We start from the raw sequence: 25,474 nt of genomic DNA on the forward strand, positions 1-25,474 counted from the left end.
GGCCCGCCCGTATCAACCCCGCGGAGGCGGTGAAGTTACGTCGCGAGCCGGCGGTCCGGTCAGCGGGTCCGCAGCTCGTCTTTGTCCTTGATCACGCGGGCGTCGCCCTCGCCCGAGGTGACCTCGTTGACGAGGTCGTAGAGGTCGTTCTGGAGGCCGGCCGGGAAGGTGAGCACGCCGACCCACGATCCGTCGTTCTGCCACTCCTCGCGTTCGAGGTCGCCGAACTCGCGGATCTGCGCCTGGCCGGACCCGGCGTAGTCGGCCGGGAGCTGGACCGCCATCGTCACCTCCTCGAACCGGATCGGGATCACCGGCCGCAGCGCGTCGAGCGCGTCGTCGACCTGGTTCTCTACGGGCTCCATCGGGTCGATCTGGAACCCGGCCTCCTCCAGGGCGCGCTCGATCCGCTCGGGCGGGTGCGGGGAGTCGTCCATCTGCGGGTTCACGGCGTTGCGCGTGATGGTGGTCACCAGCTGGTTGTGCTTGCGCTCCTGCATCTCCGCGCGCTGCTCGGCGGTGATCTGGATCTCGCCGCGCTCGACGACCTCCGGGATGATCTCCAGCGGGTCCGTGGTGCCGAAGACGGTCTCTAGGTCCTCCTCGGCCGGGCGGTCGCCCCGCGAGGCGTTCTCGAAGACGTCCTCCGCGGCGATGACCTCCGCTAAGTCGTCGTCGAACTCGCCGCGCTTGATCGCGAGGGCGGCGTCGGGGTCGATCAGGACCTCGAACCGCTCCCCGTGTGACTCCAGTCGGGCCGTCACGGCCTCGTCGAGCGATATCATACCGAACGCTACCACCCCCGCGGGCAAAAAGCCTCCCGCCGTCGCCGACCGCCGCGCCGCGTCGTCGCGTCCGCCCTCCGGTCACCGCCCCGGTCGTCGCGTCGTCGCTCCCCCGACTACCCGCCCGCGGAGGGCCGCTCGTCGTCCCAGTCCGCGCGGCACGACGCCGAACAGAAGTGTCGGTGGACGGCGTCGCCGCCGTCGACCCACGTGACCGTTCGGTGTCCGGTCCCCAGCGCCGGCTCGCCGCACGTCGCGCAGGTCGGCGCGGACTCCTCGTCGACGTCCTCCTCGAGCTCCGAGGTCGGATCCACCATACCTCCCCGTACGCCCGGGGACACTTGAACCCGCGAAGGGCGGCAGTTCTGGCCACGGCGGCCGCCGCCGCCCCGGCGGTCCCTCGCTCGGGGCCGCGCGATCGCTACCGCCGCGTCCGGGCGTCGCGGTCCGTCGCCCTGCGAGACGGGTGCCTGACCGTTATCTCTCGGTCGGCGCTCGGGCCGACGACGGTCCGCTCGCGCCCGTCCGGCCACCGCACGTCGACGCGCAGCGGCTCCGCGCCGCCGAGCCCGAAGTGCGCGACCGGCTCCGTCTGACAGAGGCAGCCGCCCCCGGCGTCGACCGTCCGCCGCTGGACGCCCTCGGTCGTCTCCAGGGTGGCGACGGCGCCGCGCGCGGGGGCGCCGTGTCGCGTCGTCGGGCGCACGCGCAGCCACCCGGCGTCGGGCGCCTCGGGGACGCCGTAGGCGGTCACGGGCTGGGCGGCGACCTCGCCGTGGACGACGAGCAGTTCCAGCGCGCCGTCGCCGTCGAGGTCGGCCGCCACCGCGCCGGTGCCGAACCCGTCCGGCTCCGCGGCGGGCCCGAGGTCCGCAGGCTCCCACCGGGGCGGCCCGCCGGACCGGTCCACGCGCTCGAACAGCCGGTTCTCCGCGCCGCAGACGTTGAAGAAGAGCTCCTCGCGGCCGTCGTTGTCGAAGTCCGCGGCGACGACCGTCCGGACGGGGCCCACGTCGCGGAGCGCGTCGGGGGCCACGTCGTCGTAGCCGCCGTCGGGCGAACAGCGGAGCAGCCGGCTCGGCGCCGACTCGTTGCCGACCGCGAGCGCGAACGTCCCGCCCTCGTCGACGACCGCCGCGCCCCGCGTGTCGCCGCCGGGGTCCGAGAGGTCGGGCCCGCCGTCCGTCCGGTCGTAGTGCCCGTCCCGGTTGCTGAACAGCCGGTTCGGTCCCCCCTCGACCCCCGCGAAGAGGTCGCCCTCGCGCGAGCGGTACGGGACCGCGAGCAGCGACCGGCAGCCCCCGTCGACCTCCAGGCCGACCGCCTCGGCCATGTCGGTCACCTCGCCGTCGTCGCCGAGTTCGTAGAACGCGAGCGGGGCGGCGTACCCGGAGACGGCGACCCCGTAGCGACCGGTCCCCAGCCGGTCGAGCGCCGCGACGGACCGCCCGGCGCGCACGTCGATGCGGTCGGCGTTCACCTCGCGCGCGAACACGTCCGTCCAGCGGTACCTGTCGGCCTCTAGGCGACTCAAGAGCAGGTCGGGGTCGCCGCCGTCGACGCCGCGCGCGCAGTTGTGGACGTACACCTCCTCGCACCCGTCGGCGTCGAGGTCGGACGCGCACACCCCCATCCCGTGGCGGGTCCCGTCGGCGACGATGCCGCAGGCGGTGTCGGAAAAGCGGCCGCCCTCGCGGGCGTACAGCCGGTTCGGCTCGCCGTAGCCGGCCACGAAGACGAGCGGCCCGTCGCGGCCGGGCGTCACCGCGACGCCGTACCCGCGCATCGGGCGCCCGTCGTCGACGAGCGCGGACCGCTCCGTGAACATGGCCGCCCGTCACCGCTCCGAGAATATGAACGCACGGGTTGGATACGACCGGTCGCCGGCGGGAGGAAATCCTCGATCGGCCTACAGGTTGCGCTCGATGTACCGGTTTATCCGCGAGACGCGGTCCGCGTCGAACGTCCAGAGGCCGCGCCAGACGCGCGGTTCCGTCTCGACCGCGAGCAGCCCGACGCCCCCCTCGACCCCTCGAACGAGGTCGCTTTCCGGATCGCTCCGCGCGGGGTGCGGTCCCTCCGGGGGCCGGTACACCACGAACCAGCTGTCGGTGAAGTCGGGGTCGTTCCCGGCGTGGATCACCGCGGCGAGGTCCTGCGGGAGTTCGTCGGGCACGCCGTAGAGGTGCGTGTCGACGCCGGTGTCGGCGACGCGCTCGTACACGTCCCGCGTGCCGACCTCGTCGTCGATGCGCGAGAGCCGCTGGAACGACGACCGGAGGGTCCCGTCGCCCGCGGTCCAAGCGACCCGCTCGATGAACCGCGAGATGGTGATGAGCAGCAGCTTCTGTCGGTTCGACTCGGGGTACCCGCGGAGCGTGAACGTCGCGTCGTCGAGGCCGCTTATCACCGAGGGAAGCTCCACGTCGGCGAGCGACCGGCTGCCGGTGATGTACAGGTCGGAGTTGACGAACAGCACGGCGTCGCCGAGCTCGCCGAGCGTCGAGCCGGCGACCACCTCGTCGCCCTCCATGAGCAGCACGAGGTTCTCGATATCGGAGGGGTCGCCGCCGTCGAACGGCACGTCCTCGTGGCGGCGGAGCACCTCGACGTCGAGCGACGGGACGGCGTCGCCCTCCCCGTCGATGACGGCGTTCGTCGCCAGTTCTCGCGCCGTGAGACCGCCCGTCCGATCGAGCCGCGGGGCTCCGGCGCCGTCGGTCAGCCGGTCGTCGTCCCCGGCGCCGCCCGCGTCGGGGTCGTCCGGACCTTCGACCACACGGCCCTCCACGACCCGCACTGCGTCGTCGCCGAACGTGTCCACGAGCATGTTCAAGATGGGATCCGGGTCGCTTCGGTTGACGACGACCACGGACCGCTCGGGACCGTCGAAGCGATCGAGAAACTGTTCGAGCGTCACGTACCCCCTCTGAGGGGGTTCCCCGCATAAGGATTCCCACGCGGTTATCGGCGCTGAGAACGCGCGCGCCGGCGACGAGACGCGGCGCGAGCGCGGTCCGCGGAGGCGCCGTCTCGGCGGCGTTTACCCCCGGTCATGGACGGCCCCGCCTACGCGCCGAGCGCGTCCTCGAGCAGCTGCAGGGGGTGCTCGATCTCGTAGCCGGTGCCGTGCTCCATCTGCATCGCGCAGGTCGGACACTCCGTCATGCCGACCTCGCCCTCGGCGTCCTCCATGTGCTCGAACATCTCCGCGCCGATCTCCATCGACTTCTCGTACTTCTCTTCCTTCCAGCCGTACGTCCCGGAGATCCCCGAACAGGAGTCGCCCACGTCCTCCATCCGAACGCCGTCGACGCCGCGGAACGTCTCGACCGCCTGCCGGGAGAGCCCCTGGTTGCGCGCGTGACACGGCGCGTGGTACGCGAACGCGCGCTCGTCGTCGAGCCCGCCGGCCGCGTCGAGTTCGCCCTCCAGGTCCTCGTGGATCCGGAGGTACTCCAGCGCCTCGAAGGTGTGCTCGGCGAGGTCCTCGATCCCGTGGAGGTCGAACAGCTCCGGGTACTCCTGGCGCAGCGACAATGAACAGGAGGTACACGAGGCGATCACGTCCGCGCCCTCGCCGATGGCCGCGACGAGGTTCTCGACGTTCGTCTCGGCGTGGCGTCGGGCGTCCTTCAGCATCCCGTTCGCGAACATCGGCGTGCCCGAGCACTTCTGGGGCGGCACCATGACCTCGTAGCCGAAGTGCTCGTAGACGCGGACCATGGCCTTCCCGACCTCGGGGGTGTTGTAGTTGGAGTAACAGCCGTGGAAGTAGGCCACGCGCTTGTCGGGATTTTCGACCTGCGCGCCACCGCGCGCCTTCCACCACTCGCGGAACGTCTCCGTGGCGAACTCGGGGAAGTCGCGCTCCTTGGGGATCCCCATCACCTTCTCCATCGCCCACCGGGCGGGCCCGAAGTTCATCGCGAACGACGCCGTCCGCGGGAACATGCTCGCGAGGCTCGCCGACGTGCGGTAGTTGGCCAAGATTCGGTTCCGAACGTACTCCATCGAGAGCTTCTCCATCTGTCGCTCTACGAACTGCCCGCGCGCCTCGTTGTGCATCTGCGAGAGCGGCACCCCGGAGGGGCAGGCGTCGTCACAGCGCATGCAGTTCGAACAGGAGGTGATCGACTCGTCGATGTCGTGGTCGTCCTTCCGCTTGAGCCGCCACTGCTCCGGGCCCTGGAACTTCGGCCCGGGGAACTCGTCGTCGACCTCCGCCACCGGACAGGAGGTGTCGCAGCTCGTGCACTTGTAACAGGAGTCGGCCCCCTCGCGGAGGTCGAGGTCGCCGCCGGGGAACACGTCCACCGGGTCGTACGCGTCCGGGTCGAGCTCGGTCGAGTCGCTGCCGCCCGACGCGCTCTCGACGCCGCCGTCGGTGGCGGCGCGCTCCGCGGCGCCGGCCGCGTCCGCGGCCGCCCCCGCGCCGTCGTCCGGGACCTCCCCCTCGTCAGGGACGAATATCGACGGCTGCTCGTCGCGGCCCGCCTCGGGGACGCCCGGGCTCGGCTCCCCGCAGCCGCAGTTCCCGCACCCGGCGCGCCCGCGGCCCCCGCCGCGTCCGCCGCTCGGTTCGGTCGTCCCGTTCGCGTCCCCCCCGTCGCCGTCGTCCGCCGTGTCTCGTGTCATTGGCTCGCCTCCGTCGCCGCCTGCCGCCCGGCCGCGAGGCCGGTCGCGAGCGACACCCCGCTCGCGGACTTCTCTCGCGCCGCGTCCGCGCCGCCGACGACGCCGCCGGCCGCGAACACGTTCTCGTACTGCGCCTCCCCGTCGGCGTCCGTGGGCCGACACCGCTCGTCGGGCCGGACGCCGAACCGCGCGTACGGCTGGTCGCCGAACGCGTCGTCGACGAACCACTCGTACCGGTCGTCCGGCTGGTCGACGTACAGGTCGAAGACGGGCTCGCGGACGCCCTCGCGGTCGGAGTCGAGCCCCTTCCCGACGAGCCCCCCGGTCGCCAGCACGAACGCGTCGGCGCCGTACGGCGCCGTCCGACCCTTCCGGTCGACCGCGACCGACTCGACCCGCCCGTCGCTCGCGGACTCGACGCCGACGACGGGGTTGCCGGTCTCGAACCGCACGCCCTCGGCGTCGAGCGCGTCGAACAGGCGGTCCTCCAGACGGAGTCCCGGGAGACTCGGCGGTCCCATCGGGACCTCGAACACGTCGGCGCCGAGCCGGTCGGCGAGCTCCGCGCGCACCTCGTCGCCCCGGTCGTCGCCGAGGAACGCCGGGAAGCCGACGCGCTCGACGCGGTCCACGCCGCCGTCCGCGTCGACCACGTCGTGGAGGTGCGGCGCGACCGCCTTCGCCAGCGCCTCGCGGGCGGGAACGCCGTCGATGTCCTCGTCGTGGTCGAGCGCCTTCGCGAGCCGGGTGATCTTCGCGCCGGCGCGGAACGCCTCCGCGAACTCGACCTCCGCGCCGGCGGCGTCGAACGGGACGCCCGCCGCCTCCAAGCGCCCGGCGAAGGCGCGCGCGTCGTACTCGGTCAGCGACCGGAACCCGACGATCAGCATCGGCCGCTCGTCGCTCGCGAGCCCGGCCTCGGCCGCGGCCGGGTACCGCGCGGTCGGCTTCACTGCGCCGCCGAACGTCGGGACGAGCGCGTTGCGGTCGGTGTGGCCCCCGCGGTACGCGTCGCCCGCGAGGTCGTCGAACAGGGCGAGCCCGTCGCGGAGCGCGTCCGCGCCGACCACCCGGTACGGGTGCGACTCCGGCAGCCGCTCGATCCCCTCGAACGGGTCGGCGAGCGGCCCCTCCGGGTCCGGCCACTCGTCGCGGTCGAGCTCGCGGCCCGCGGTCGGCGGCCCGTCGCGGAGCGGCTTCGCCGGCTCGGTCGCCGGGACGTAGCCGAGCGCGTCGATCAGCCCGGAGGCCTGCCGCAGCGTGCTCGCCTTGTGGGAGACGAGCCGCACGTCCGCGCCCTCGCGGGCGGCCGACACCGCCGCCGTGACCGCGGCGAGCCCGCCGCCGATCACGAGCACGTCGCTGTTGATCGCCATCAGCGACCTCCGTCGGCGGTCGCGTCGTCATCTGCGCGGCCGCCATCGGTCGCCGCGTCGTCATCTGCGCGGCCGCCATCGGTCGCCGCGTCGTCATCTGCGCGGCCACCGTCCGCCGCGGCGGTTCCGGTCTCCCCGTCGGAATCGCCCGGGCTCGGCGCCCCCGCGCCCGCGTCGAACGCGCCGAAGTCGACCTCCTCGTCGAGGTTCGCGGGATCGCCGTCGCGGTTCATCGTGGTCGCGTGGAGCATGTGGTTCAACATCGCCTGCGAGAGCTGCTCGCCCCACAGCGCGTGGCGCTGGCCCTTCCAGCGCTCCTGGTACAGCTCGTCCTCGGCGTCCCGCACGACCGGCTCGGGGTACTCCTCGGCGAGCTCCGCGGCGATCCGGTGGGTACAGAAGCCGCCCTGGCAGTTCCCCATCGAGGCGCGGGTGCGGAGGCGGACCGCGTTGAGGTCGGAGCCGGCCTCGCCGATCGCGTCCCGGACCTCCGCGCGGGTGACGCTCTCGCAGTTACAGACGATCGGGTTCGGGTCGTACTCGTCGAGCACGTCGTCGGCCCGGGAGCCGAGCCGCTGGCCCGAGCGGCGCGCGACCGGCGAGCGCAGGCCGAACTCGTCCATCAGCTCCTCCATGCGGGCCTCGCTCTCCGAGCCCGGGAGCGGCGCGTCGGCGGTGTCGCAGGTCGCCTCGTGGCCGAGCGTCTCGCACACGTGGTCGGAGATGGACTCGGCCATCATCCGGTAGGTGGTGAGCTTCCCGCCGACGATGGTCGTCATGCCGGGGAGGTCGTCGCGGTCGCCGTGGTCCAAGAGGAAGTAGTCGCGCGTGATGTCGGTCGGGTCCTCGGTGCCCGTTCCCGGAGGCTCGTAGAGCGGGCGAACGCCCCAGAAGGAGCGGAGCGTCCGCGCGTCCCTGAGCTCCGGCACCAGCTCCGAGAGCGTCTCGATCATCAGGTCGACCTCCCACTCCTCCTCGGGGTAGTCCTCCGGGTCGTCCACCTCCTCGTCGGTCGTGCCGAGGATACAGGCGGTCTCGTGGGGGACGATGATGTCGGCGTCGCCCTTCGGCCGGCAGCGGTTGATCACGGTGTCGACCTGCCGGGTGTTCATCACGGTCATCACGCCCTTCGAGGGGCGGACCTCCACGTCGACGCCGGCCATCTCGCCGACGTTGCCCGCCCACGCGCCCGTGGCGTTAACGACGTGGCGCGCGCGGATCTCCTCGGTCGTCCCCGGCTCGCGGTGGACGCGCTTGCCCGGCCCGGTCTCGTGTTCGATCTCGACGCCGACGACTTCCCCGTCTTCGACGAGCACGTCCGTCACCGGGGCGTGGGTCTCGATCCGCGCGCCGTGCTCGCGGGCGTCCGCGGCGTTCGACACGCACAGCCGGAAGGGGTCGACCGCGCCGTCCGGCAGGGCGATCGCCTTCTCCACGTCGCGCGCGAGGTACGGCTCGCGGCGCCGCGCCTCCTCTCCGTCGATCACCTCGACCGGGATGTCACACGCCTTACACCCCTCCAGCTTCTCCTGGAAGTACTCCTCGGAGTCCTCGGGCCGCTTGACGAACATCCCGCCCGTCTCCTCGACGCAGTGGGCCGCGATGTCGCGGAGGACCCTGTTCTCCTCGATACACTCCTTCGCGCTCTTCTGGTCGGAGACCGCGTACCGGCCCCCGCTGTGAAGGAGTCCGTGCATCCGTCCGGTCGTGCCGTGCGTCAGGTTCCCCTTCTCGACGAGGACCGTGTCGAGTCCGCGCCGCGCCAGGTCCCTGACGACGCCGCACCCCGTCGAGCCCCCACCGACGACCACGACGTCCACTTGTCTGTCCATGCGAGGTCCTTGGACCACGTCCACTTTACTTTACCTCCCGGTGGGCCCTAACAGTAATTATCAGGGTCATTCAAGTACTATAGTCGCTGACGCAGTCGACGGATTTACGTATTGAACTTTTTCACTCGCGTCGGAACCGGGATTCCAACAGGAAGATTATTATGGTAGTACATTATGTTCACGATCGGCGTGGTAGCTTCCGTGAAGATATGCCGCGGCGCGTCTCGCGACCGTCTCGGGTCGGCTCCGGACGGGCCTGACCGATCGGTCGCGCGCCGCGGCGGCGGACGCGAGCCCGAACTCTCCCTCGACGGCGAGGGAGAGCGGGTCATCGCCGCGCACGGACCAGCGCCACAGGAGGGATCCACAACATGACACAGTACGTCGGTGCGATAGACCAGGGGACGACCGGAACTCGATTCATGGTGTTCGACCACGAGGGCCAGGTCGTCGCGAACGCCTACGAACAGCACGAACAGATCTACCCGAACCCGGGCTGGGTCGAACACGACCCGATAGAGATCTGGGAGAACACCCAGCAGGTCGTCCTCGACGGCCTCGCGGACGCGGGCCTCGACGCCGACCAGCTCGACGCCATCGGCATCACCAACCAGCGCGAGACGACGATCGTCTGGGACAAGGACTCCGGGAAGCCGGTCCACAACGCCCTCGTCTGGCAGGACCGCCGGACGACCGACCGCGTCGAGGAGCTCCAAGAGGCGGACAAGGTCGAGGAGATCCGCGAGAAGACCGGCCTCGAGGCCGACGCGTACTTCTCCGCGACGAAGACGGAGTGGATCCTCGACAACGCCGAGCCGCTGAAGATGCAGAGCTCGCGCGGCGGCGACCTGCGCGACCGCGCCCGCGCCGGCGAACTCGTGATGGGCACCATCGACTCGTGGCTCATCTACAACCTGACGGGCAACCACATCACTGACGTCACCAACGCCTCCCGGACGATGCTGTACAACATCCGGGACCTGGAGTGGGACGACGAGCTGCTCGACGAGTTCGGCGTGCCGAAGGAGATGGTGCCCGAGGTGCGGCCGTCCTCCGACGAGGACTACTACGGCCACACCGACCCGGACGGCTTCCTCGGCGAGGAGGTCCCGGTCGCCGGGGCGCTGGGCGACCAGCAGGCCGCGTTGTTCGGGCAGACCTGCTTCGACGAGGGCGACGCGAAGAACACCTACGGCACCGGCTCGTTCTACCTGATGAACACCGGCACCGACGCCGTCGAGTCCGACCACGGGCTGCTGACGACGATCGGGTTCCAGATGTCCGGCGAGCCCGTCCAGTACGCGCTCGAAGGGTCCATCTTCATCACCGGCGCCGCCATCGAGTGGCTCGAGGACGTCGACCTGATCAACAACGCGGCCCAGACCGCGGAGCTGGCACGGTCGGTCGACTCGACCGACGGCGTCTACATGGTCCCGGCGTTCACGGGGCTCGGCGCCCCGCACTGGGACGGTCGCGCTCGCGGCACCATCGTCGGAATGACGCGCGGGACGAGCAAGGAGCACATCGTGCGGGCGACGCTCGAATCGATCGCCTACCAGACCCGCGACATCGCCGAGGCCATGGAGGCCGACTCCGGCGTGGAGACGACGAGCCTCCGCGTCGACGGCGGCGCGGTCAAGAACAACTTCCTCTGTCAGCTCCAGTCCGACATCATCCAGACGGAGATCGCGCGACCGGAGGTCGACGAGACAACCGCCCTCGGCTCGGCGTACGCCGCCGGGCTCGCGGTCGGCTACTGGGACACCGTCGACGAGCTCCGCGACAACTGGCAGATCGACCGCGAGTTCACCCCGGAGAAGTCGCAGGACGAGGTCGACAAGCTGTACAGCCGCTGGGACGACGCGGTCGAACGCTCGAAGAACTGGGCGATAGACGAGGAGGACGAGTAGATGGGCGTCGAACTGCTCCCGGAGTTGGCCGTCGCGGCCGACACCGTGCTACAGGTCGGCTACGAGCCGGGCGCGCCGACCGACGTGATCGAGAGCCTCACCGACCCGACCATCCTGCTCGGCGCGCTCGCCGGCGGGGCGTTCGGCGCGGCGCTGGGCGCGCTGCCGGCGTTCATCTTCACCGGGTTCCTCGTCATCGGCGGCTCGCTCGGGGGTGGCGGATTCGGCGTCGACGTCGGTTTCGGCCCGGTGTTCGGCCCGCACATCTCGTTCGCGGGCGGCGCCGCCGCGGCCGCGTACGCGGCCGACAAGGGCTACATGGAGTCCGGGTTCGACTACCACAACGCGAAGGACATCGGCTTCGCGCTGGGGAGTAAGCCGGACGTCCTCGCCGTGGGGGCCGTCTTCGGCGTCTTCGGCGTCCTCATCGAACAGATCTCCCGACAGCTCGCGCTCCCGGTCGACCCGATCCCGGTGAGCATCGTCATCAGCGCGCTCGTGGTCCGCGCCGTCTTCGGCTACAGCATCGTCGGCAAGGTCAGCGACAAGGCCGACGGCTACTTCGACATGGGGCCGTTCGAGCGCGAGGAGATGCGCGAGCCCGGCGAGGTCAAAGGCGACGGCGGGAAGGCCAGCGAGGACCGCCTCGCCGTCGAGCCGTGGCTGCCGAACATGTACAAGTGGTCGCACGTCGCCGCGATCGGCTTCTTCACCGGACTCGGCGCGGGCGTCATCACGTACAACATGATCAGCGGCGGGCACGGCCTCATCGCCGTGTTCGCCGGCTTCGGGATCAGCGCGGCGTCGCTGCTGTTCCTGAACCTCGGCGTCGACCGCATCCCGGTCACCCACCACATGACGCTCGCGGGGGCGACCGCGTTCCTCGCGACGTGGCAGGAGGGAATCCTGATGCTCACGGACCTGTCGGCCGGAGACCTGACCGCGCCCCTGGCGTTCGGCGCCGCGCCCGCGCTGCTCTTCGGCGCCCTGTTCGGCGTGTTCGCGGCGCTCGCCGGCGAGGCGTCACAGCGGGTGTTCTACGCGCACGGCGACACCCACCTCGACCCGCCGGCGGCCGCCATCGTCGTCTGGACGCTGACGATCGGCCTGCTGGTCATCGCGGGGCTGCTCAACTGGGGCGTCTGGATCCCCGGCACGGGAATCTAACGCGACCTCACACCCGGCAGCACTTTTTAACATGGAACCTCGCTCACCCGCGGTCGCTCGGAACCGGTCGACGAGCGGCACGCACGATACCACGGCCGAGCGCGCACGTCACTCAGTCGGGGAGCAGCACCGAGAGCCCGAGGAACCCGACGACGCCGACGGCCGCCGCGGCGACGGCGATCGGGACGACCTCGACGCCGAGGGAACGGCCCACGAGCGCGGTCGCGCCGGCCGCGGCGAGCGCGACGCCGGTCGCGCCGTGGTGGAAGCTCCCCGCGGAGGGCTGGTCGGCGATCGTCACCGCGTCGTCGTCGACGAAGGCGCGGACGCCCGCCCAGACGGACGCGAAGCGGACGCCGATCCCGAACGCGGCCGCGGCGATCGAGACGAACTCGATGTCGCCGATCGCGAGCATCCCGGCCCCGAACGCGGCCGCCGTCGACAGGACCGCGACGACCTTGCTCCTGTCGTCGACCGTGTGCAGCGTCTCGACGGCCGCCTCGTTCGACATACCCGTCGTAGTCCGCCCGACGGTCGTATAGGTTTCCATCGCCCCGACCTCGACCGTCGCCCGCGGAGGACCGCGGCGCCGCCCGCCCGCCCGACGGGACGCGGTCGCGAGCCGAACGCGGGGCGTTTAACTGCCCCGGCCGAGACGACGTGGTATGCTAGACCGGATCGGGCTGGACCGGCGGGACCGACGGAACCTCCTCGTCGTGATGGGGGCCGTGGCAGTCGTGACGGCGCTCGTCTCCGAGGGGACGCCCGCGGTCCGGCTGGCGGTCGGCGCGATCGCCGGCGTCATCAGCGGGGTCGTCTTCGTCGTCTCGACGGTCGTCATCAACCGGTACAAGCCCGCCCACTGGTAGGCGGCTCAGGCGAGCGAAGCGGTCCGCCCCGAGGGCCGTCGTCCGGTCCCGATTCGGGGCCGTTTTGTTCGACTATCCCGGAGGGTCGACCGTGAACATCGACGACCGGATCGAGCGGCGGCTCGGCTACGACGCCGGCATGAGCGTCCTCGCCGACTTCGAAGCCGTGTCTCCGGTCAGACACGTCGACTCGCCGGTCGGCCGCGGGCCGGCCATAGAGCGGCTCCTCGACGTGTTCGAACCCGCCTTCTCCGGGTCGCTCCCGCCGAGCGTCTACGTGTACGGACCGAAGGGGAGCGGCAAGTCGGCGGTCGTCTCCGCGCTGTTCGACCGACTCGCGAGCCACAGCGGCCCGCGCCGGGCGATCCAGACGACTACGCGGGCGGTCGAGCCGACGATTCCCGGGTTCGTGTACGTCGACGCGCGGAACGCCTCGACCCGGTTCCGACTGTACCACGCGATGCTGGCCGCGATGAGCGACGAACACGTCCCCGACCACGGGATCGGTACCGAGGACCTGGCCGACTCGCTGCGCGACGCGATGCGCACCGGGCCCGACCTGGTCGTCGCGGTCGACCACACGAACGAGGCCGAGACGCCGACCGCGGCGACGCTCGTCGACTGGCTCACCGACGTGGGCGAGCAGCTCACGCCGGCCTGTATCGGCCGCGACCCGCCGGACGCGGTCGACTGGGAGCCGGAGACCACCGTCGAGTTCGCGAAGTACCGCCGGCACGTGCTCGTCGAGCTGCTGACGAGCCGGTGTTCGACCGGGCTCGGCCGCGACGCGCTCAGCCACGACCAGATCCGCGAGATAGTCGAGTGGGCCGCGGGCGACGCCCACGACGCGCTCGCCGCCGTGATGGGCGCGGCTGTCAACGCGGAGCGGGCCGGCGCGTCCACGGTCAGAGCGGGCGACGTCGACGCCGGCACCGACGGGGTCCCGCGCCCCTGCGTGGCGCTGGGCCGCGTCCTCGCGCTGCCCGAGAGCCGCCAGCGGCTCCTCTACGAGCTCGCCGGACTCACGGAGGAGGAGCGGTCGACCGTGGGGATGGCGACGGAGGCCATCGCGGGGCGCCCCGGGGTCGACCTGTCGGCGTCGACGGTGCGGCGCGTCCTCTACGAGCTGGCCGACGCCGGCCTGCTCGAACGGGTCACCGTCCACCGGAGCGACGGCAAGGGCCGGCCGCCGAGCCGGCTCGTGCCGCTGTTCCCGACGGTCGTCTTCCGCGAGCTGTTCGACCGCCGCGTCCGGACCGGGTAGCGCCGCTCGACCCCTCGGCTGCGCTCCGCGCTCGTCCCGGGCGGGCGCCCCGCGTGCGGACGGCGCGCGGCCGACCCGACCGCGCTTCGTTCGAACGGAAGACAGTTGTCGCCGAGCCGCCGACTCGGGGTATGGTCCCGCCACTCGCGCTCGACATCGACGGCACGCTGACGACGCCGGACCACCGGATCGACCCGCGGGCCTTCGAGCTGCTGCCCGACTGGGACGCCCCGATAGTCTTCGCCACCGGGAAGGCGTTCCCGTACCCGGTCGCGCTCGCGCACTTCCTCGGCCGCGAGGAGACGGTGATCGCGGAGAACGGCGGCGTCGCGTACGTCGACGGCGAGACGACGGTCGTCGGCGACCCGGACGCGGCGCGGGCCGTCGTCGAGGCGTTTCGCGAGCGCGGCGGCGAGGTCGGGTGGGGGGACGGCGACACGGTGAACCGCTGGCGCGAGACGGAGGTGGCGTGCTCGCCCGACGCCGACGAGGCGCTCCTGCGAGAGGTCGCCGCGGCCGTCGACGACGTGGAGGTCGTCGACACCGGCTACGCCTACCACGTGAAGTCGACGGGCGTGAGCAAGGGGCGGGCGCTCGGCGTCGTCACCGACGCGCTCGGGCTCGCCGCCGACGAGTTCGTCGCGGTCGGCGACAGCGAGAACGACGTCTCGACGTTCGAGGTCGCCGGCGAGTCGTACGCCGTCGCCAACGCGGACGACGCGGCCCGCGAGGCCGCCGACGAGGTGGTCTCGGAGGGGTTCATGGACGGGACGGCCTCGGTGCTCGACCGGCTGCGCGAGCGCGCGGAGTAGCCGCGGTCACTCCTCGTAGGGGTACCGCGCCGTCGCGCCGCACTCCGTACAGCGGACGACCACGCGCCCGGGTCGCGTCCGGACGCGGCTCGTCTTCCCGGGACGGAGGTAGACGGCGCAGTCGTCGCAGGCGCGCCTAGAGAGTTCGCTGGGAACGCCGCAGCGGTTCCGCTCGGCGATCCGGCGGGCGCGGGCGACGTACTCGCGGGCGCGGTCGTACTCGTCGTCGACGACCGCCTCGCGCGCGAGGGCGAACAGCCGCTCGATCCGCTCCGCCGGGATGCCCATGTCACGGAGGGCGGCGCGCGGCGGCAAAGAGGTTGTTATCCGAGGTGACCACGGCGCCGCGGCGCCCCGGTCGGCCGGTCCGAGACGGCGCGACGGTCGCGACCCGCACGCTTTTTTATCGGTCCACTCCAACTGAGCGGTATGAAGGAATCCCTGATGGACGTGATCTGCTGTCCGCTCGACAAGGCGACCCTCGAACTCGACGCCGACGAGGCGGACGACGAGGAGGTGCTCGCGGGGACGCTCACCTGTACGGAGTGCGGCGAGACGTACCCCATCGAGGACGGGATCCCGAACCTCCTGCCGCCGGACATGCGCGAAGAGGCGGCGGCGTAGCGGACCCGACCGTCCGCCCGCGCTCCGGCGATCGGCCGCCGCGTCTCCGGGAACATCTCGGTCGTGTGAATCTTTTTTTAGTGCGGGGTCGTGGTCCCACTCGTGCCGACACTCGACGTCGAACTGAACGGGGAGGCGGTCCACGACATCGACGCGCCGGACTCGTTCGTCACCGACGGACCGTTCCCGGTCGTGCTCGAGAACAGCGGGCGCTCGACGCACGTCCACCTCCACTTCGACGACGACCTCGACCGGGCGGCCGCGCTCGACGACGGCAACCACTTCGTCGCCGACGAGGCCACCCGCCGCGTCCACGTCTCGACGGCCGACGTCGACGAACCGGTCCGCGGCAAACTGAAGATCGTCACCGGCTACGGCTCGAACACGGCGTACGTCGACGTTCGGATCGACCCGTCGCCCGAGACCCCGAGCGAGTCGGTCGCGGTCGACGAGACCTTCTCGGCGCCCCCGGAGCGGCCCCCGGAGATTCCGCCCGGGCAGCGCGCGGTGAACGCGCTCGACCGCCTCGTCAGGAGCGGCGGGGTCGCGGGCGCGGTCTTCGGGCTCGTCGCGGTCGGCGCCGCGGTCGCGGTCGCGGTCGCCGTCGACAGCGCCCTCGTCTGGCTCGCGGTCGGGCTCGCGCTGATGATCGCGTTCGGCGCGGCGCTGCTCGCCGTGACGTGAGGCGACGGGGAGCGGTTCCCCGAGACCGCCGCCGCCGACTCGCACCTCCGTCTCGGTCGGGATCCGCGCGCTTTTAACCGTCCCGGCGGAACGAATCGCCATGAGCTTCGAGAAGGAGGACGAGGTCGTGCTCCACGACAAACACAGCGAGTACGACGGCGAGACGGGGAAGATCACGCAGGTGATGGAGACGATGTTCGGCGACGCGACGTACACGGTCAGCTTCGAGGACGGCCAGGAGACGGGCGTCCCGGAGGACGCGCTCGACGCCGTCGAGAGCGAGGAGTAACGCCGCCTCCACCCGTACCGCATGCCGAAAGTCCCCTTCCATTACGTCGACCTCCGCGCGTTCTCGTACGCCACGGAGGACGTCAAACGCGTCGAGCAGGCGCTCCGCTCGCTCCTGCCCGAGGACGTCGAACTCGACCGCGTCGAGAACGCGGGCCACCACGGGGACCGGATCGTCGTGCTCTCGGCCCGGGTCGAGCGGGCCGACGAGATGCGCCACGTCCTCGACCGGCTCTCCGAGCTGGAGGACCTCGACCGCGTCCTCGACGAGCTCGACGAGCGGGTCGACGACAACTGCGCGCTGTTCCTCCGCGTCGACAAGCAGGCGGCGTTCCGCGGCGACGTCAGGCTCGGCCCGGGGGTCACCGTCCGGACGAAGGTCGAAGCGTACCCGGCGAAAAAGGAGAAGGCGGTCGCGAACGCCCGCGAGACCCTCTCGCGGCTGGCTGACGACGACGGCGACTGACCGCTCCGCGCCCCGCGCCCGCACCCGCCCGGTCGCGTGCCCGGCCCGCACCCGCGGCGTGACTTTTTCACCCGCCCCGTCGATATCCGGCTATGAGCGATCCGTTCGTGGTCGTCGGGGCCGACGCGGCGGGGTTGAGTGCGGCCAGTAAGTTCCGACGCGAGGCGCCCGACCGCGAGGCCGTCGTCTTCGAGAAGGGCCGGTGGATATCGTACGCCTACTGCGGGATGCCGTACTTCATCGCGGGCTACGTCGACCGCATGTCGGACCTCCTGTCGCTGTCGCCGAGCGAGGTCGACGAGCGGGGGATCGACCTCCGGCGAGGCCGCGAGGTCGTCGCCGTCGACCCGGACGCGAAGCGCGTGACGGTCGAGACGTCCGACGGCGACCGCTTCGAGCGGGCGTACGGCGACCTGCTCGTCGCCACCGGCGCGCGCGCGACCACCGGTCCCTTCGACGTACGCGGCGTCGACGGCGCGTTCACGTTACACAACATGGACGCGGCCGCCGCCATCGACGCCTACGTCTCCGAGCCGGACGCCTACGACGCGGCCCGCGCAGACGTGAGCGCCGTCGACCGCGAGCGCGTCGACCGCAACGCCGCGATGCCGGCCCCCGAGACCGCCGCGGTCGTCGGCGGCGGGTACGTCGGCGTCGAGGTCGCCGAGGCCCTCACCGAGCGCGGGCTGGACGTCCACGTGTTCCACCGCTCGGGCCACCTCCTCTCGCCGTTCGGGGAGACCGTCGGGAACCGCGTCGAGGCGGCGCTCGAAGCCGAGGGCGTGACCGTCCACACCGACGCCCCGGTCGACGCGCTCGTCGGCGACGGCCGGATCGAGGCGATCGAGGTCGGACGCGGCGGCGGCGAGGCCTCCGAGCGAGTCCCCGTCGACATGGCGGTCGTCGGCGTCGGGATCCGGCCGAACACCGACCTGCTCGCCGGCACCGGGGTCGACCTCGGGCCCGGCGAAGCGGTCCGCGTCGACGATCACGGCCGCACCAGCCTTCCGGACGTGTACGCCGCGGGCGACTGCGCGACCGCGCGCCACGCGGTGACCGGCGAGCCGGACTGGGTCCCGCTCGGCCTCACCGCGAACCGCGCCGGGCGCGCGATCGGGGCGACGGTCGCCGGCGACCCGACGCCGGTCGGCGACATCGCGGGTACGGCGGCGGTGAAGGCGTTCGACGCCGAGGCCGCTCGCGTCGGAATCTTGGACCGCGACGAGGCCGAGGCCGCCGGGTTCGACCCGGTGAGCGAGACGGTGACCGCGGGGTCGCGCTCCGGCTACTATCCCGGCGCGGCCGAGACGGACGTGACGCTCGTCGCCGACCGCGACACGGGACGGCTGCTCGGCGGGAGCATCGTCGGTACCGACCGCGCGGCGGTCCGGATCGACACGCTCGCGACCGCCATCGAGGCGGACATGACGGTCCCGGAGATCGAGCGGCTCGACCTCGCGTACGCGCCGCCGTTCAGCCCGGTGTGGGACCCGATACTCGTCGCCGCGAAGGTGTTGAACGGGACGCTCGACGACTGAGACGGGGGGATTCCGTCCCCTACCGCGACGCGGCGATGCGCGAGAAGACGTACCCGACGACCGTCGACGCGGCGCCGACCGCGACCGCGACCGCGACGGCGAGCGCGAGCGGGGCGGTGAACGCGGCGGCGGCCGGGCCGCCGGCGGTGAACGGGAGGACGTACGGCTCCGGGCCGAGTCCCCGGAGGAACGTCCCCGCGAACGGGCCGTACGTCAGCAGGATCGCCGGGAACGCGCCGCCCCCGGTCGCCGCGAACGCGACCGCGGCGACCGCCGTCACCGCGGCCAGGGCCCCGACGACCGCCGGGTCGCCGACGCCGACCGCGGCCGTCGCGTCGAAGGCCGCGTACGACAGCGCGAAGCCGACCGCGCTCCACACCGTCGCCCGCTCGAAGCCGGTCTCGCCGAGGGCGATCTGGCGCAGCGCCGCGCGTCGGGACGCGGCCGCGTCCGCCTCGCTCGCGTCGCTGTCGGTCATTCCGGACGCGTCGCGCCCCGCCCCTCTCGGTCGGGGGTGAGGTTGCCGTGTTCGTCGATCTCGCCCGCGACGACCCGCGTCGAGGAGATGCGCTCGCCGTCCTCCGCCGCCACGTGATCGACGACGACCAGGTCGAGCGGGTCGCGGCCGTGCTCGGCGCGGATCTCGTTGATCCGCTCGCCGCCCGCCTTTGTCTCGGGGGAGACGATCAACGCGTCGAACTCCGGTTCGACCGCGATGCCGGTCGGCTCCGTCAGCTCGCGGATCTCGTAGTCGCGGCCGTGCGCCTCGGCGCGCGGGGCCAGCTCCGCTTCGAGGTCGCGCTCGCGCCGGTCGTAGGGGCGGACGTACCGCTCGACGTGTCGGGTCTCGGGCGCCAGCTCGTCGGAGGTGAGCCCGACGGTGACGTCACCCAGCTCGAACGCCCGTTCGAACAGCTTGCGGTGGCCGTCGTGAACGGGATCGAACGTACCCCCCAGCGCGACGTTCATGCCTCTCCGTTACGCGGGTCGAACTTAAATGGTCCCGAACCGCCGTCGGCGGCTCAGTTCGACGGCTCGTCGCCGCCGTCGTCCGCGTCCGCTTCGCCGTCGCCGACGGGCTCGCCGTCGCCGTCCACGGATATCTGGACGGGCTCGGTGTCGCCGTCGGGCGACTCGCCGCCGAGCCGCCGGTCGAGGTTGAAGACGGCGTTCAGCTCCGCCTGGACGTCGCCGACGACCCCGCGGACGAGGTCGCTCGGCGCGATGGCCTCGTACTCGTAGGGGTTGTTGCCCGCGCCCTCGGCCTTCCGCTTGTCGCGCTCGACGGTGCCCTCGTCGTGGAGCTCGGCGAGCGCCTCGCGGACGGTGCTCGGGTACAGGCCGGTGCCGTCGGCGACCTCGTCGCTCGTGCTGTGCGGGTTGTCGCGGAGGTAGACGTAGATGCGCGCCCGCGTCTCGGTGTCGAGCAGCCACGCGAGCAGGTCGACCACGTTGTCGTCGAACCCCTTCACCGCCCTGTCGGCGCCCTCGCCGAGGCGCTCTTTCGTCTTCCGCAGCTCCTCCCGGGTCCGCTCCGTCGGAGACTCCTCCGCGTCGTCTCCCGGTTCAGAGGGTGAATCGTTCGCGGTCATGACAGAGAGTGGGAGCTACGCGGGCAAAAGGGTTTCTCGTCGCTTTCGTTCCGACGGAACGCCGAGAACGCGCCTCGGGGCTTTCGGCCTCGGTGTCAGGGGTTGAGGACGGTGTCAGGGGGCGACGACGAGGTCCGCGCGCAGCGCGTCGGCGCCCGACTCCTCGCGGATCCGGCGCTGGCGCGCGGCGCCGCTCTCGGCCTCGTACACCTCCCGGATGCCGTCGATCCCGAGCCGGTCGCACTCGACGTCGACCACCTCGCCCAGCGGGGTCGTCCCCTCGCCGTCGCGGTCGACGAACGCGGCGTCGTGTCCGTGCCGGATGGCGCGCCACTTGTTCTCGTCGAGCAGTTCCCTGCGCAGCGACGGGGGCGACTCGCCGTCCTCGTACCGCTCGGCGTAGTCGACGACCAGCGCCCGGACGTACTCGGCGAGCGCGAGGGTCACCTCGGGGTCGCGCTGGGCGTCCGGCGCCCGCACCTCGACCGTGCCGTGGCCGGTGTGGGGGCGCACGTCGAACCACAGCTCGCCGCGGTCCGCGATGGAGTCGGTCTCGACCATCCGGCGCTCGTACCGCCGGAACGCGTCGAAGTCGTCGAACGCCGACGGGATGCCGGTGTTCGGGAGGTTCTCGAACACCTTCGCGCGGGCCGAGGCCAGCCCGGTGTCGAACCCGTTCCAGAACGGGGAGTTCGCCGACAGCGCGAGCAGCACGGGACAGTGCCACCGCAGGCGGTTCGCGACCCAGACGGCCTTGTCCGCGTCGTCGACGCCGACGTGGACGTGGAGCCCCGCGGTCGTGTTCCGGTGTTGCGGGTACTGAATGCGGTCCAGTTGGGCCTGGTACCGGGGCTTCTTCACGTGGTCGAGCTCGCGCCACTTCGCCGCCGGGTGGAGGCCGGCGGCCGCGATCCGATACCCGTCGGCGGCGGCGTGGTCGACGAGCGCCTCGCGGACGGTCGCGAGCGCGTCCGCGGCGTCCGCGGGGTCCGCCATCGTCTCGGTCTGGGCCTCTATCGTGCACTCGAACAGCTCGTGGTCGAACCCCTCCGGCACCGCAGCCGGCGGGTCGCGACCGTACACGAGGTCGTCGGTCCCGGACGTCGGGCGGCCCTCGGCATCGACGATGTAGAACTCCTCCTCGATGCCGAGCGTCCCCATCCGGGAGAACGCGTCCCGCGAACCGAGTTCCATTACCGCCTCGTACCGGTCGCGCGCTCTTATAAGGATTGGAAGACGGAAGACGCGGCGGCGGTCCGGACGCGCGCTCAGAAGCGGCCGCACAGTCCGGACGCGCCCCACAAGACACTTGCTGCGTCGAGCGCCGTTCACAGACATGAGCCGACGCCGGTTCGTCGCCGGACTCCTTTCCGCCGGCGCGGCCGCGCTGGCCGGCTGTGCCGGCGACCGCGACGGCGAGTGGGACCCGACGATCGACGGCGAAGAGCCGACGATCCCGCGCGGGGGCGAGGCGACCGTCACGGTCGAGGCCACCGACGTGGGCGGCTTCTCTTTTCGCCCCCCGCCGGACGGCATCACCCTCGGGCTGAGCGCCTCGGAGCGGGAGGTCACCCCGTCGCCGGACTCGGGGGCGGACTCCTATCCGCCGCCGGTGGTTCTGGTCCGGACGTACCAGCGTGACTGTCAGGGTCCCGATCGCCGTCGGCGAGTCCGCCGAGCCGGGCGAGTATCAGTACGGAGTAACCGTTTACCCGGACGCGGACTCCGAGCGAAGCGTCCGCGAATCCTTCCCGATCACCGTCGCCGACGGGTGATCCGGCGTCTCCCCCAGCCTCGTCGATCGGTGGCGGCATCGGCAGGGCCGGCCGTACCGCTCCCTGCGAACCGGTGTCGAAAAAGCGGCCCGACAGCACCCCGACCCGATCGAAAACGAGTCGGCGGCGCGCCGTCACGCGCCCGGTTCCCCCACCGCGCTCGACACCGTCCCGCTCAGCCGAGGACGTAGCGGAGCTTCGGGAACCGCTCGACGAGCGCCTGCCCCCCGACCTCGATCCGCTCGATGTAGGCGTCCAGTCCGAGGACGCGACCCGCGCCGAACGCGGCGACGGTGAGGAACACCATCGCGTACACCAGCGTCGAGTCGAACAGCGCGATCGCCTCACCGCTCCACCCGCCGAGGTAGAACAGCAGCATCTGGATCGCGCCGCCGAGCGCGGCCAGGCGGACGAACGCGCCCGCGATGAGCGCCGCGCCGATGAGCACCTGCGTGACCGGAACGATCACGTTGACGACCTCCATGAGCGCCGGACTCGACGCCATCGCGGCGTACAGCCCGCTGACCGGACTGGCCGAGCCGACGTTCGCGAGGTACCCCGCGGCGTCGAACGGCCACTCGGAGACCTTCCCGAGGCCGGCGAACAGGATCATCCCGCCGATGGTCGCCCGGAGCAGGACGATGAACAGCGCCGACAGCGAGTGCGCCTTCCCCGACAGGGTGATGCCGCCGATCTCGCCGCCGAACTCGTTCGTGGTTTTGGTGGACATAGTGTCTCTCCTCGGTTACCGATACGCCGAATTCCCGTATAAATCGGCGAGCGCGTTCCCTCGCGGCGAGACGGATCCGTGGTGTCCCCCGCATCGGTGGGGTGTTTAAATACCCGTGCCGAACGTTATCGGTCCCGGGCGCTCTCCGACCCGCTCACCACGCCTCGCCGCTCGCGAGGTCCAGGTCGCCGTCGCCCTTCTCCGAGGGACAGACGTCGGCGAGCACGCAGTCGGCGCAGTCGGGGTTGATCGCGGTACACGTCGCGCGGCCGTGGTCGATCATGAGGTGCGTGAACTGCTGCCAGTCGCTCTCGGGGACCACGTCGAGCAGGTCCTGTTCGATCGCTTCCGGACGCTCCTCCTCGGTGATCCCCAGCCGCCGCGTGAGCCGCTGGACGTGGGTATCGACGACGATGCCCTCGACGACGTCGTGGCCGTGTTGGAGGACGACGTTGGCGGTCTTGCGGCCCACCCCCGCGAGATCGGTCAGCTCCGACATCGTGTCCGGCACCTCGCCGCCGTGCTCCTCGGCGATGTCCGCGCACGCCGAGCGGATGTACTTCGCCTTGTTGTTGTAGTAGGTGATCGAGTTTATCGCCTCCGCGAGTTCCTCCTGGGGCGCGCTCGCGTACTCCTCGGGCGTCTCGTACGTCTCGAACAGGTCGGCGCACACCGAGTTCACGCGCTCGTCGGTACACTGGGCGGAGAGGATCACGGCGATGAGCAGCTCCAGCCGGTTCGAGTAGTTGAGCGAGATGGTCGAGTCCGGGTACTCCTCGTAGAGCCGGTCGAGGACTTCCGCGACCTGCTCCTCCCGCGTATCGCGTGGCGTTCCCATACCGATCCCCTCCGCCCGGGCGGCATTGAACGATCCGACTCCGCCCCCCGTTCGCGGGGGGAGGCGTCGCTCGGCCGCCCCGTCTCGACCGAGTAGTAAGACAGTTACCACCCGGCGCGCTGGTTGGCGTATGGACGTACTCGACGTCGCGGCGCGCGCGACCGAGACGGGGCCCGTGTGCGACGCCTGTCTCGGCCGGCTCGTCGCCGACCGGAGCTTCGGGCTGTCGAACGCCGACCGCGGCTCGGCGCTCCGGGTGTCGCTCGCGCTGCGCGACGACGAGGACCACGAGGCGGTCGACACCGCGGACTGCTGGGTGTGCGAGGGGCGCTGCGCGGAGTTCGACGACTGGGCCGCCCGCGCCGCCGAGGCGGTCGAGGGGATCGAGTTCGACACGTACAACGTGGGCACGCGCCCGCCGCCGCTGATCGAGGAGAACGAGGCCCTGCTCCGCGCCGACGCCGGCCTCGACGAGGACGCGGGCGAGCCGTTCAAGTCGGAGTTCAACCGCGAGGTCGGCAAGCGGGTCGGGCGGACCACGGGCGCCGAGGTCTCCTTTGACCGCCCGGACGTCCAGTTCACGATCGACCTGGCCGAGGACGCCATCGACGCGAAGGTGAACTCCACGTTCGTCTACGGCCGGTACCGGAAGCTAGAGCGCGACATCCCCCAGACCGAGTGGCCCTGCCGCGAGTGTAAGGGGTCCGGGCGACAGGGCGCCGACCCCTGCGACCACTGCGGCGGCTCCGGCTACCTCTACGACGACAGCGTCGAGGAGTACACCGCGCCGATCGTTGAGGACGTGATGGACGGGACCGAGGCGACGTTCCACGGCGCGGGCCGCGAGGACGTCGACGCCCTCATGCTCGGCACCGGCCGCCCGTTCGTGATCGAGGTTGAGGAGCCGCGCCGGCGCCGGGTCGACACCGACCGCCTCCAGTCGGACATCAACGCGTTCGCCGACGGCGCGGTCGAGGTCGAGGGCCTCCGGCTCGCGACCTACGAGATGGTCGAGCGCGTGAAGGAGCACGACGCCGGGAAGCGGTACCGCGCGCAGGTGGCGTTCGACGCCGACGTCGACGCCGACGCGCTCGCCGACGCGGTCGCGGAGCTGGAGGGAGCGACCGTCGAGCAGTACACGCCGAACCGCGTCGACCACCGCCGCGCGAGCATCACCCGCGAGCGCGACGTGTACGAGGCGACCGCCGAACTCGGCGGCCCGCGGCGCGCGACCGTCGAGATCGGCGGCGAGGGCGGGCTCTACATCAAGGAGCTGATCTCCGGCGACGAGGGACGCACCGAGCCGAGCCTCGCCGGCCTGCTCGGCGTCGGGGCCGAGGTGACGGCGCTCGACGTGCTCGCGGTGGAGGGTGAAGACGAGCCGTTCGAGGACGAGGCGTTCTTCCGGGAGTAGCGCGCCCGCATCCAGGGTCTCCTCGTCCCGGGTCCGGCCCCGCAGCGCACCGCCTCGGACCGTAACGGTCTCGGAACCAACGGGATTTATCTGACGAGCGTCAGACGTTCGCACATGAACGGGAGCGACGCCGACGGCGGAAACGCCCGCGAGGGCGGGACGCGAAACGGCGGGGCCCGCGGCGGGTCGGGCGGTTCGGCCGGAACCGGGGGCGCCGGCCACGCGGGCGAGCCCGCGGTCGGCGACCCCGTCATCCGACCCGCGGTCGACGAGGCCGGCGGGGTCCCGGCCGCCGCCGCCGTGTCGCTGAACGGCGCCGACCGCGCGGACCGCCCCGACCGGGTCTCCTCGGTCCTCGTCGCCGTCGGCCCCGGCCCGCACTCGGGCGCGACCGTCGACGTGGCGCGGGAGATTGCCGCCGCGACCGACGCCTGGCTCGAACTGTTCCACGTCGTCCCCTCGGACGCGGCGCTGGCCGACGCCGGCCCGGACGAGGACGCCTCCGGAACGGTCGTCGACGCAGGCGACGCGGACGACACCGACTACGCCGCGGCCGGCGAGCGGCTCCTCGACGCTGCCGAGGACAGGCTCGGCGGGTTCGACCGCGCGGACCGATGGCTCGTCGAGGACCGGACCGCGGCGGGCGCCATCGTCGAGCAGTCCGCGTACTACGACCTCGTCGTCGTCGGCGCGCCGACCACCGGGACGGTCGGCCGCTTCGTCTTCGGCTCCACGACCGACACCGTCATCGGCGACGCGGAGGTCCCCGTCGTCGTCGTCGAAGCCGACGGGTCGCGGGCGCTCGACCCGGCGTAGGGACCGGCCCGTGCCGCCGTCGCTTCTCCGCTCTCGGCCGCCGCTCCCCGCGTTCT

Annotated in this window: 28 protein-coding genes; 13 read left to right on the top strand and 15 right to left on the bottom strand. The window is 71.9% G+C overall.

The features are described 5' to 3' along the window. Positions 1-59 precede the first annotated feature (59 nt). The 7 genes from EXE50_RS01500 to glpA all read right to left on the bottom strand — a co-directional run bounded on the left by EXE50_RS01500 (position 60) and on the right by glpA (position 8,631). The gene (locus EXE50_RS01500; RefSeq protein ID WP_137704159.1) at positions 60-785 is read right to left on the bottom strand and encodes a ribosome assembly factor SBDS; all 726 of its coding nucleotides are present in this window, start codon (positions 783-785) and stop codon (positions 60-62) included. Between the two features lie 116 nt (positions 786-901). Next, positions 902-1,102 carry a hypothetical protein gene (locus tag EXE50_RS01505; protein ID WP_053772145.1) on the bottom strand — a complete coding sequence of 67 codons (201 nt, stop codon included), beginning with the start codon at positions 1,100-1,102 and terminating at the stop codon, positions 902-904. A 104-nt stretch (positions 1,103-1,206) separates the two neighbouring features. Then, entirely contained in the window at positions 1,207-2,613 is a 1,407-nt protein-coding gene (locus tag EXE50_RS01510) for a CRTAC1 family protein (RefSeq protein ID WP_053772144.1), read from the bottom strand. An 81-nt stretch (positions 2,614-2,694) separates the two neighbouring features. Further along, entirely contained in the window at positions 2,695-3,705 is a 1,011-nt protein-coding gene (locus EXE50_RS01515) for a hypothetical protein (RefSeq protein ID WP_053772143.1), read from the bottom strand. A 149-nt stretch (positions 3,706-3,854) separates the two neighbouring features. Beyond that, positions 3,855-5,423, bottom strand: a complete 1,569-nt coding sequence (locus EXE50_RS01520) for an anaerobic glycerol-3-phosphate dehydrogenase subunit C (protein ID WP_137704160.1) — start codon at positions 5,421-5,423, stop codon at positions 3,855-3,857. Then, positions 5,420-6,799, bottom strand: coding sequence for a glycerol-3-phosphate dehydrogenase subunit GlpB (gene glpB, locus EXE50_RS01525; protein WP_137704161.1), 1,380 nt, complete (start codon positions 6,797-6,799; stop codon positions 5,420-5,422). Before glpB ends, EXE50_RS01520 begins: the two co-directional genes overlap by 4 nt. After that, positions 6,799-8,631: an anaerobic glycerol-3-phosphate dehydrogenase subunit GlpA gene (glpA, locus tag EXE50_RS01530; RefSeq protein WP_137704162.1), complete on the bottom strand. Its 1,833-nt coding sequence runs from the start codon at positions 8,629-8,631 to the stop codon at positions 6,799-6,801. Before glpA ends, glpB begins: the two co-directional genes overlap by 1 nt. 371 nt (positions 8,632-9,002) lie before the next feature. Between glpA and glpK the strand changes: the two genes are divergently transcribed. Together glpK and EXE50_RS01540 are read left to right on the top strand one after the other, a co-directional pair. Continuing rightward, on the top strand, positions 9,003-10,541 hold the full coding sequence (gene glpK, locus EXE50_RS01535; RefSeq protein ID WP_121598956.1) for a glycerol kinase GlpK: 1,539 nt from the start codon (positions 9,003-9,005) through the stop codon (positions 10,539-10,541). Beyond that, the gene (locus tag EXE50_RS01540; protein WP_077152306.1) at positions 10,542-11,708 is read left to right on the top strand and encodes a hypothetical protein; all 1,167 of its coding nucleotides are present in this window, start codon (positions 10,542-10,544) and stop codon (positions 11,706-11,708) included. Between the two features lie 112 nt (positions 11,709-11,820). On the opposite strand, the gene EXE50_RS01545 is transcribed toward EXE50_RS01540, so the two are convergent. After that, on the bottom strand, positions 11,821-12,219 hold the full coding sequence (locus tag EXE50_RS01545) for a hypothetical protein (protein ID WP_137704163.1): 399 nt from the start codon (positions 12,217-12,219) through the stop codon (positions 11,821-11,823). 154 nt (positions 12,220-12,373) lie between these two features. Between EXE50_RS01545 and EXE50_RS01550 the strand changes: the two genes are divergently transcribed. From EXE50_RS01550 to EXE50_RS01560, 3 genes are all read left to right on the top strand, one after another. Then, on the top strand, positions 12,374-12,577 hold the full coding sequence (locus EXE50_RS01550; protein WP_053772137.1) for a hypothetical protein: 204 nt from the start codon (positions 12,374-12,376) through the stop codon (positions 12,575-12,577). A 91-nt stretch (positions 12,578-12,668) separates the two neighbouring features. Further along, entirely contained in the window at positions 12,669-13,841 is a 1,173-nt protein-coding gene (locus EXE50_RS01555; protein WP_137704164.1) for a Cdc6/Cdc18 family protein, read from the top strand. A 131-nt stretch (positions 13,842-13,972) separates the two neighbouring features. Beyond that, positions 13,973-14,653, top strand: a complete 681-nt coding sequence (locus EXE50_RS01560; RefSeq protein ID WP_053772135.1) for an HAD-IIB family hydrolase — start codon at positions 13,973-13,975, stop codon at positions 14,651-14,653. A 6-nt stretch (positions 14,654-14,659) separates the two neighbouring features. Here EXE50_RS01560 and EXE50_RS01565 read toward each other — a convergent pair whose 3' ends face one another. After that, complete coding sequence (locus EXE50_RS01565) at positions 14,660-14,941, bottom strand: ribonuclease P protein component 4 (RefSeq protein ID WP_053772134.1); 282 nt, start codon at positions 14,939-14,941, stop codon at positions 14,660-14,662. 141 nt (positions 14,942-15,082) lie between these two features. Between EXE50_RS01565 and EXE50_RS01570 the strand changes: the two genes are divergently transcribed. From EXE50_RS01570 to EXE50_RS01590, 5 genes are all read left to right on the top strand, one after another. Further along, positions 15,083-15,277: a methytransferase partner Trm112 gene (locus EXE50_RS01570; protein WP_199236359.1), complete on the top strand. Its 195-nt coding sequence runs from the start codon at positions 15,083-15,085 to the stop codon at positions 15,275-15,277. Between the two features lie 102 nt (positions 15,278-15,379). Next, entirely contained in the window at positions 15,380-15,961 is a 582-nt protein-coding gene (locus EXE50_RS01575) for a hypothetical protein (RefSeq protein WP_173228113.1), read from the top strand. Between the two features lie 100 nt (positions 15,962-16,061). Beyond that, the gene (locus tag EXE50_RS01580) at positions 16,062-16,250 is read left to right on the top strand and encodes a hypothetical protein (protein WP_017342881.1); all 189 of its coding nucleotides are present in this window, start codon (positions 16,062-16,064) and stop codon (positions 16,248-16,250) included. A gap of 21 nt (positions 16,251-16,271) precedes the next feature. Next, positions 16,272-16,715: an RNA-binding protein gene (locus tag EXE50_RS01585; RefSeq protein WP_121598950.1), complete on the top strand. Its 444-nt coding sequence runs from the start codon at positions 16,272-16,274 to the stop codon at positions 16,713-16,715. Positions 16,716-16,807: 92 nt separating this feature from the next. Then, positions 16,808-18,253: an FAD-dependent oxidoreductase gene (locus tag EXE50_RS01590; RefSeq protein ID WP_137704165.1), complete on the top strand. Its 1,446-nt coding sequence runs from the start codon at positions 16,808-16,810 to the stop codon at positions 18,251-18,253. Positions 18,254-18,272: 19 nt separating this feature from the next. Here EXE50_RS01590 and EXE50_RS01595 read toward each other — a convergent pair whose 3' ends face one another. The 4 genes from EXE50_RS01595 to EXE50_RS01610 all read right to left on the bottom strand — a co-directional run bounded on the left by EXE50_RS01595 (position 18,273) and on the right by EXE50_RS01610 (position 21,039). Then, entirely contained in the window at positions 18,273-18,731 is a 459-nt protein-coding gene (locus tag EXE50_RS01595) for a hypothetical protein (protein ID WP_137704166.1), read from the bottom strand. Then, a complete protein-coding gene (locus EXE50_RS01600) occupies positions 18,728-19,222 on the bottom strand; it encodes a phosphopantetheine adenylyltransferase (protein WP_053772129.1) in 495 nt (164 codons plus the stop codon). The genes EXE50_RS01595 and EXE50_RS01600 overlap by 4 nt, the downstream gene beginning before the upstream one ends. 53 nt (positions 19,223-19,275) lie before the next feature. Further along, a complete protein-coding gene (locus EXE50_RS01605; RefSeq protein WP_053772128.1) occupies positions 19,276-19,845 on the bottom strand; it encodes a winged helix-turn-helix domain-containing protein in 570 nt (189 codons plus the stop codon). Positions 19,846-19,959: 114 nt separating this feature from the next. Then, on the bottom strand, positions 19,960-21,039 hold the full coding sequence (locus EXE50_RS01610; protein ID WP_137704167.1) for a glutamate--cysteine ligase: 1,080 nt from the start codon (positions 21,037-21,039) through the stop codon (positions 19,960-19,962). A gap of 443 nt (positions 21,040-21,482) precedes the next feature. Here EXE50_RS01610 and EXE50_RS17100 point away from each other — a divergent pair, with 443 nt between their 5' ends. After that, entirely contained in the window at positions 21,483-21,620 is a 138-nt protein-coding gene (locus EXE50_RS17100) for a hypothetical protein (RefSeq protein ID WP_158293647.1), read from the top strand. A 175-nt stretch (positions 21,621-21,795) separates the two neighbouring features. On the opposite strand, the gene EXE50_RS01615 is transcribed toward EXE50_RS17100, so the two are convergent. Then, entirely contained in the window at positions 21,796-22,350 is a 555-nt protein-coding gene (locus EXE50_RS01615) for a DoxX family protein (protein WP_137704168.1), read from the bottom strand. 154 nt (positions 22,351-22,504) lie between these two features. Continuing rightward, entirely contained in the window at positions 22,505-23,188 is a 684-nt protein-coding gene (gene nth / locus EXE50_RS01620) for an endonuclease III (RefSeq protein ID WP_137704169.1), read from the bottom strand. A gap of 130 nt (positions 23,189-23,318) precedes the next feature. On the opposite strand from nth, the gene EXE50_RS01625 reads away from it, so the two are divergent. Beyond that, the gene (locus tag EXE50_RS01625) at positions 23,319-24,602 is read left to right on the top strand and encodes a tRNA pseudouridine(54/55) synthase Pus10 (protein WP_053772123.1); all 1,284 of its coding nucleotides are present in this window, start codon (positions 23,319-23,321) and stop codon (positions 24,600-24,602) included. Positions 24,603-24,716: 114 nt separating this feature from the next. Then, positions 24,717-25,418, top strand: coding sequence for a universal stress protein (locus EXE50_RS01630; RefSeq protein WP_137704170.1), 702 nt, complete (start codon positions 24,717-24,719; stop codon positions 25,416-25,418). The last annotated feature ends 56 nt before the right edge of the window (positions 25,419-25,474 follow it).

Origin of the sequence: Halorubrum sp. ARQ200, from assembly GCF_005435115.1 — an archaeon.
Taxonomy (GTDB): Archaea; Halobacteriota; Halobacteria; order Halobacteriales; family Haloferacaceae; genus Halorubrum; species Halorubrum tropicale.

What these genes read in the sequence shown, in the direction of transcription:
- EXE50_RS01545 (WP_137704163.1), bottom strand. Translation starts at nt 12,219, where the DNA reads ATGTCGAACGAGGCGGCCGTCGAGACGCTGCACACGGTCGACGACAGG.
- EXE50_RS01590 (WP_137704165.1), top strand. Translation starts at nt 16,808, where the DNA reads ATGAGCGATCCGTTCGTGGTCGTCGGGGCCGACGCGGCGGGGTTGAGT.
- EXE50_RS01510 (WP_053772144.1), bottom strand. Translation starts at nt 2,613, where the DNA reads ATGTTCACGGAGCGGTCCGCGCTCGTCGACGACGGGCGCCCGATGCGC.
- EXE50_RS01585 (WP_121598950.1), top strand. Translation starts at nt 16,272, where the DNA reads ATGCCGAAAGTCCCCTTCCATTACGTCGACCTCCGCGCGTTCTCGTAC.
- EXE50_RS01605 (WP_053772128.1), bottom strand. Translation starts at nt 19,845, where the DNA reads ATGACCGCGAACGATTCACCCTCTGAACCGGGAGACGACGCGGAGGAG.
- EXE50_RS01520 (WP_137704160.1), bottom strand. Translation starts at nt 5,423, where the DNA reads ATGACACGAGACACGGCGGACGACGGCGACGGGGGGGACGCGAACGGG.
- glpA (WP_137704162.1), bottom strand. Translation starts at nt 8,631, where the DNA reads ATGGACAGACAAGTGGACGTCGTGGTCGTCGGTGGGGGCTCGACGGGG.
- nth (WP_137704169.1), bottom strand. Translation starts at nt 23,188, where the DNA reads ATGGGAACGCCACGCGATACGCGGGAGGAGCAGGTCGCGGAAGTCCTC.
- EXE50_RS01580 (WP_017342881.1), top strand. Translation starts at nt 16,062, where the DNA reads ATGAGCTTCGAGAAGGAGGACGAGGTCGTGCTCCACGACAAACACAGC.
- EXE50_RS01540 (WP_077152306.1), top strand. Translation starts at nt 10,542, where the DNA reads ATGGGCGTCGAACTGCTCCCGGAGTTGGCCGTCGCGGCCGACACCGTG.
- EXE50_RS01560 (WP_053772135.1), top strand. Translation starts at nt 13,973, where the DNA reads ATGGTCCCGCCACTCGCGCTCGACATCGACGGCACGCTGACGACGCCG.
- EXE50_RS01565 (WP_053772134.1), bottom strand. Translation starts at nt 14,941, where the DNA reads ATGGGCATCCCGGCGGAGCGGATCGAGCGGCTGTTCGCCCTCGCGCGC.
- EXE50_RS01550 (WP_053772137.1), top strand. Translation starts at nt 12,374, where the DNA reads ATGCTAGACCGGATCGGGCTGGACCGGCGGGACCGACGGAACCTCCTC.
- EXE50_RS01505 (WP_053772145.1), bottom strand. Translation starts at nt 1,102, where the DNA reads ATGGTGGATCCGACCTCGGAGCTCGAGGAGGACGTCGACGAGGAGTCC.
- EXE50_RS01595 (WP_137704166.1), bottom strand. Translation starts at nt 18,731, where the DNA reads ATGACCGACAGCGACGCGAGCGAGGCGGACGCGGCCGCGTCCCGACGC.
- EXE50_RS01610 (WP_137704167.1), bottom strand. Translation starts at nt 21,039, where the DNA reads ATGGAACTCGGTTCGCGGGACGCGTTCTCCCGGATGGGGACGCTCGGC.
- glpK (WP_121598956.1), top strand. Translation starts at nt 9,003, where the DNA reads ATGACACAGTACGTCGGTGCGATAGACCAGGGGACGACCGGAACTCGA.
- EXE50_RS01570 (WP_199236359.1), top strand. Translation starts at nt 15,083, where the DNA reads ATGAAGGAATCCCTGATGGACGTGATCTGCTGTCCGCTCGACAAGGCG.
- glpB (WP_137704161.1), bottom strand. Translation starts at nt 6,799, where the DNA reads ATGGCGATCAACAGCGACGTGCTCGTGATCGGCGGCGGGCTCGCCGCG.
- EXE50_RS01615 (WP_137704168.1), bottom strand. Translation starts at nt 22,350, where the DNA reads ATGTCCACCAAAACCACGAACGAGTTCGGCGGCGAGATCGGCGGCATC.
- EXE50_RS01500 (WP_137704159.1), bottom strand. Translation starts at nt 785, where the DNA reads ATGATATCGCTCGACGAGGCCGTGACGGCCCGACTGGAGTCACACGGG.
- EXE50_RS01625 (WP_053772123.1), top strand. Translation starts at nt 23,319, where the DNA reads ATGGACGTACTCGACGTCGCGGCGCGCGCGACCGAGACGGGGCCCGTG.
- EXE50_RS01630 (WP_137704170.1), top strand. Translation starts at nt 24,717, where the DNA reads ATGAACGGGAGCGACGCCGACGGCGGAAACGCCCGCGAGGGCGGGACG.
- EXE50_RS01600 (WP_053772129.1), bottom strand. Translation starts at nt 19,222, where the DNA reads ATGAACGTCGCGCTGGGGGGTACGTTCGATCCCGTTCACGACGGCCAC.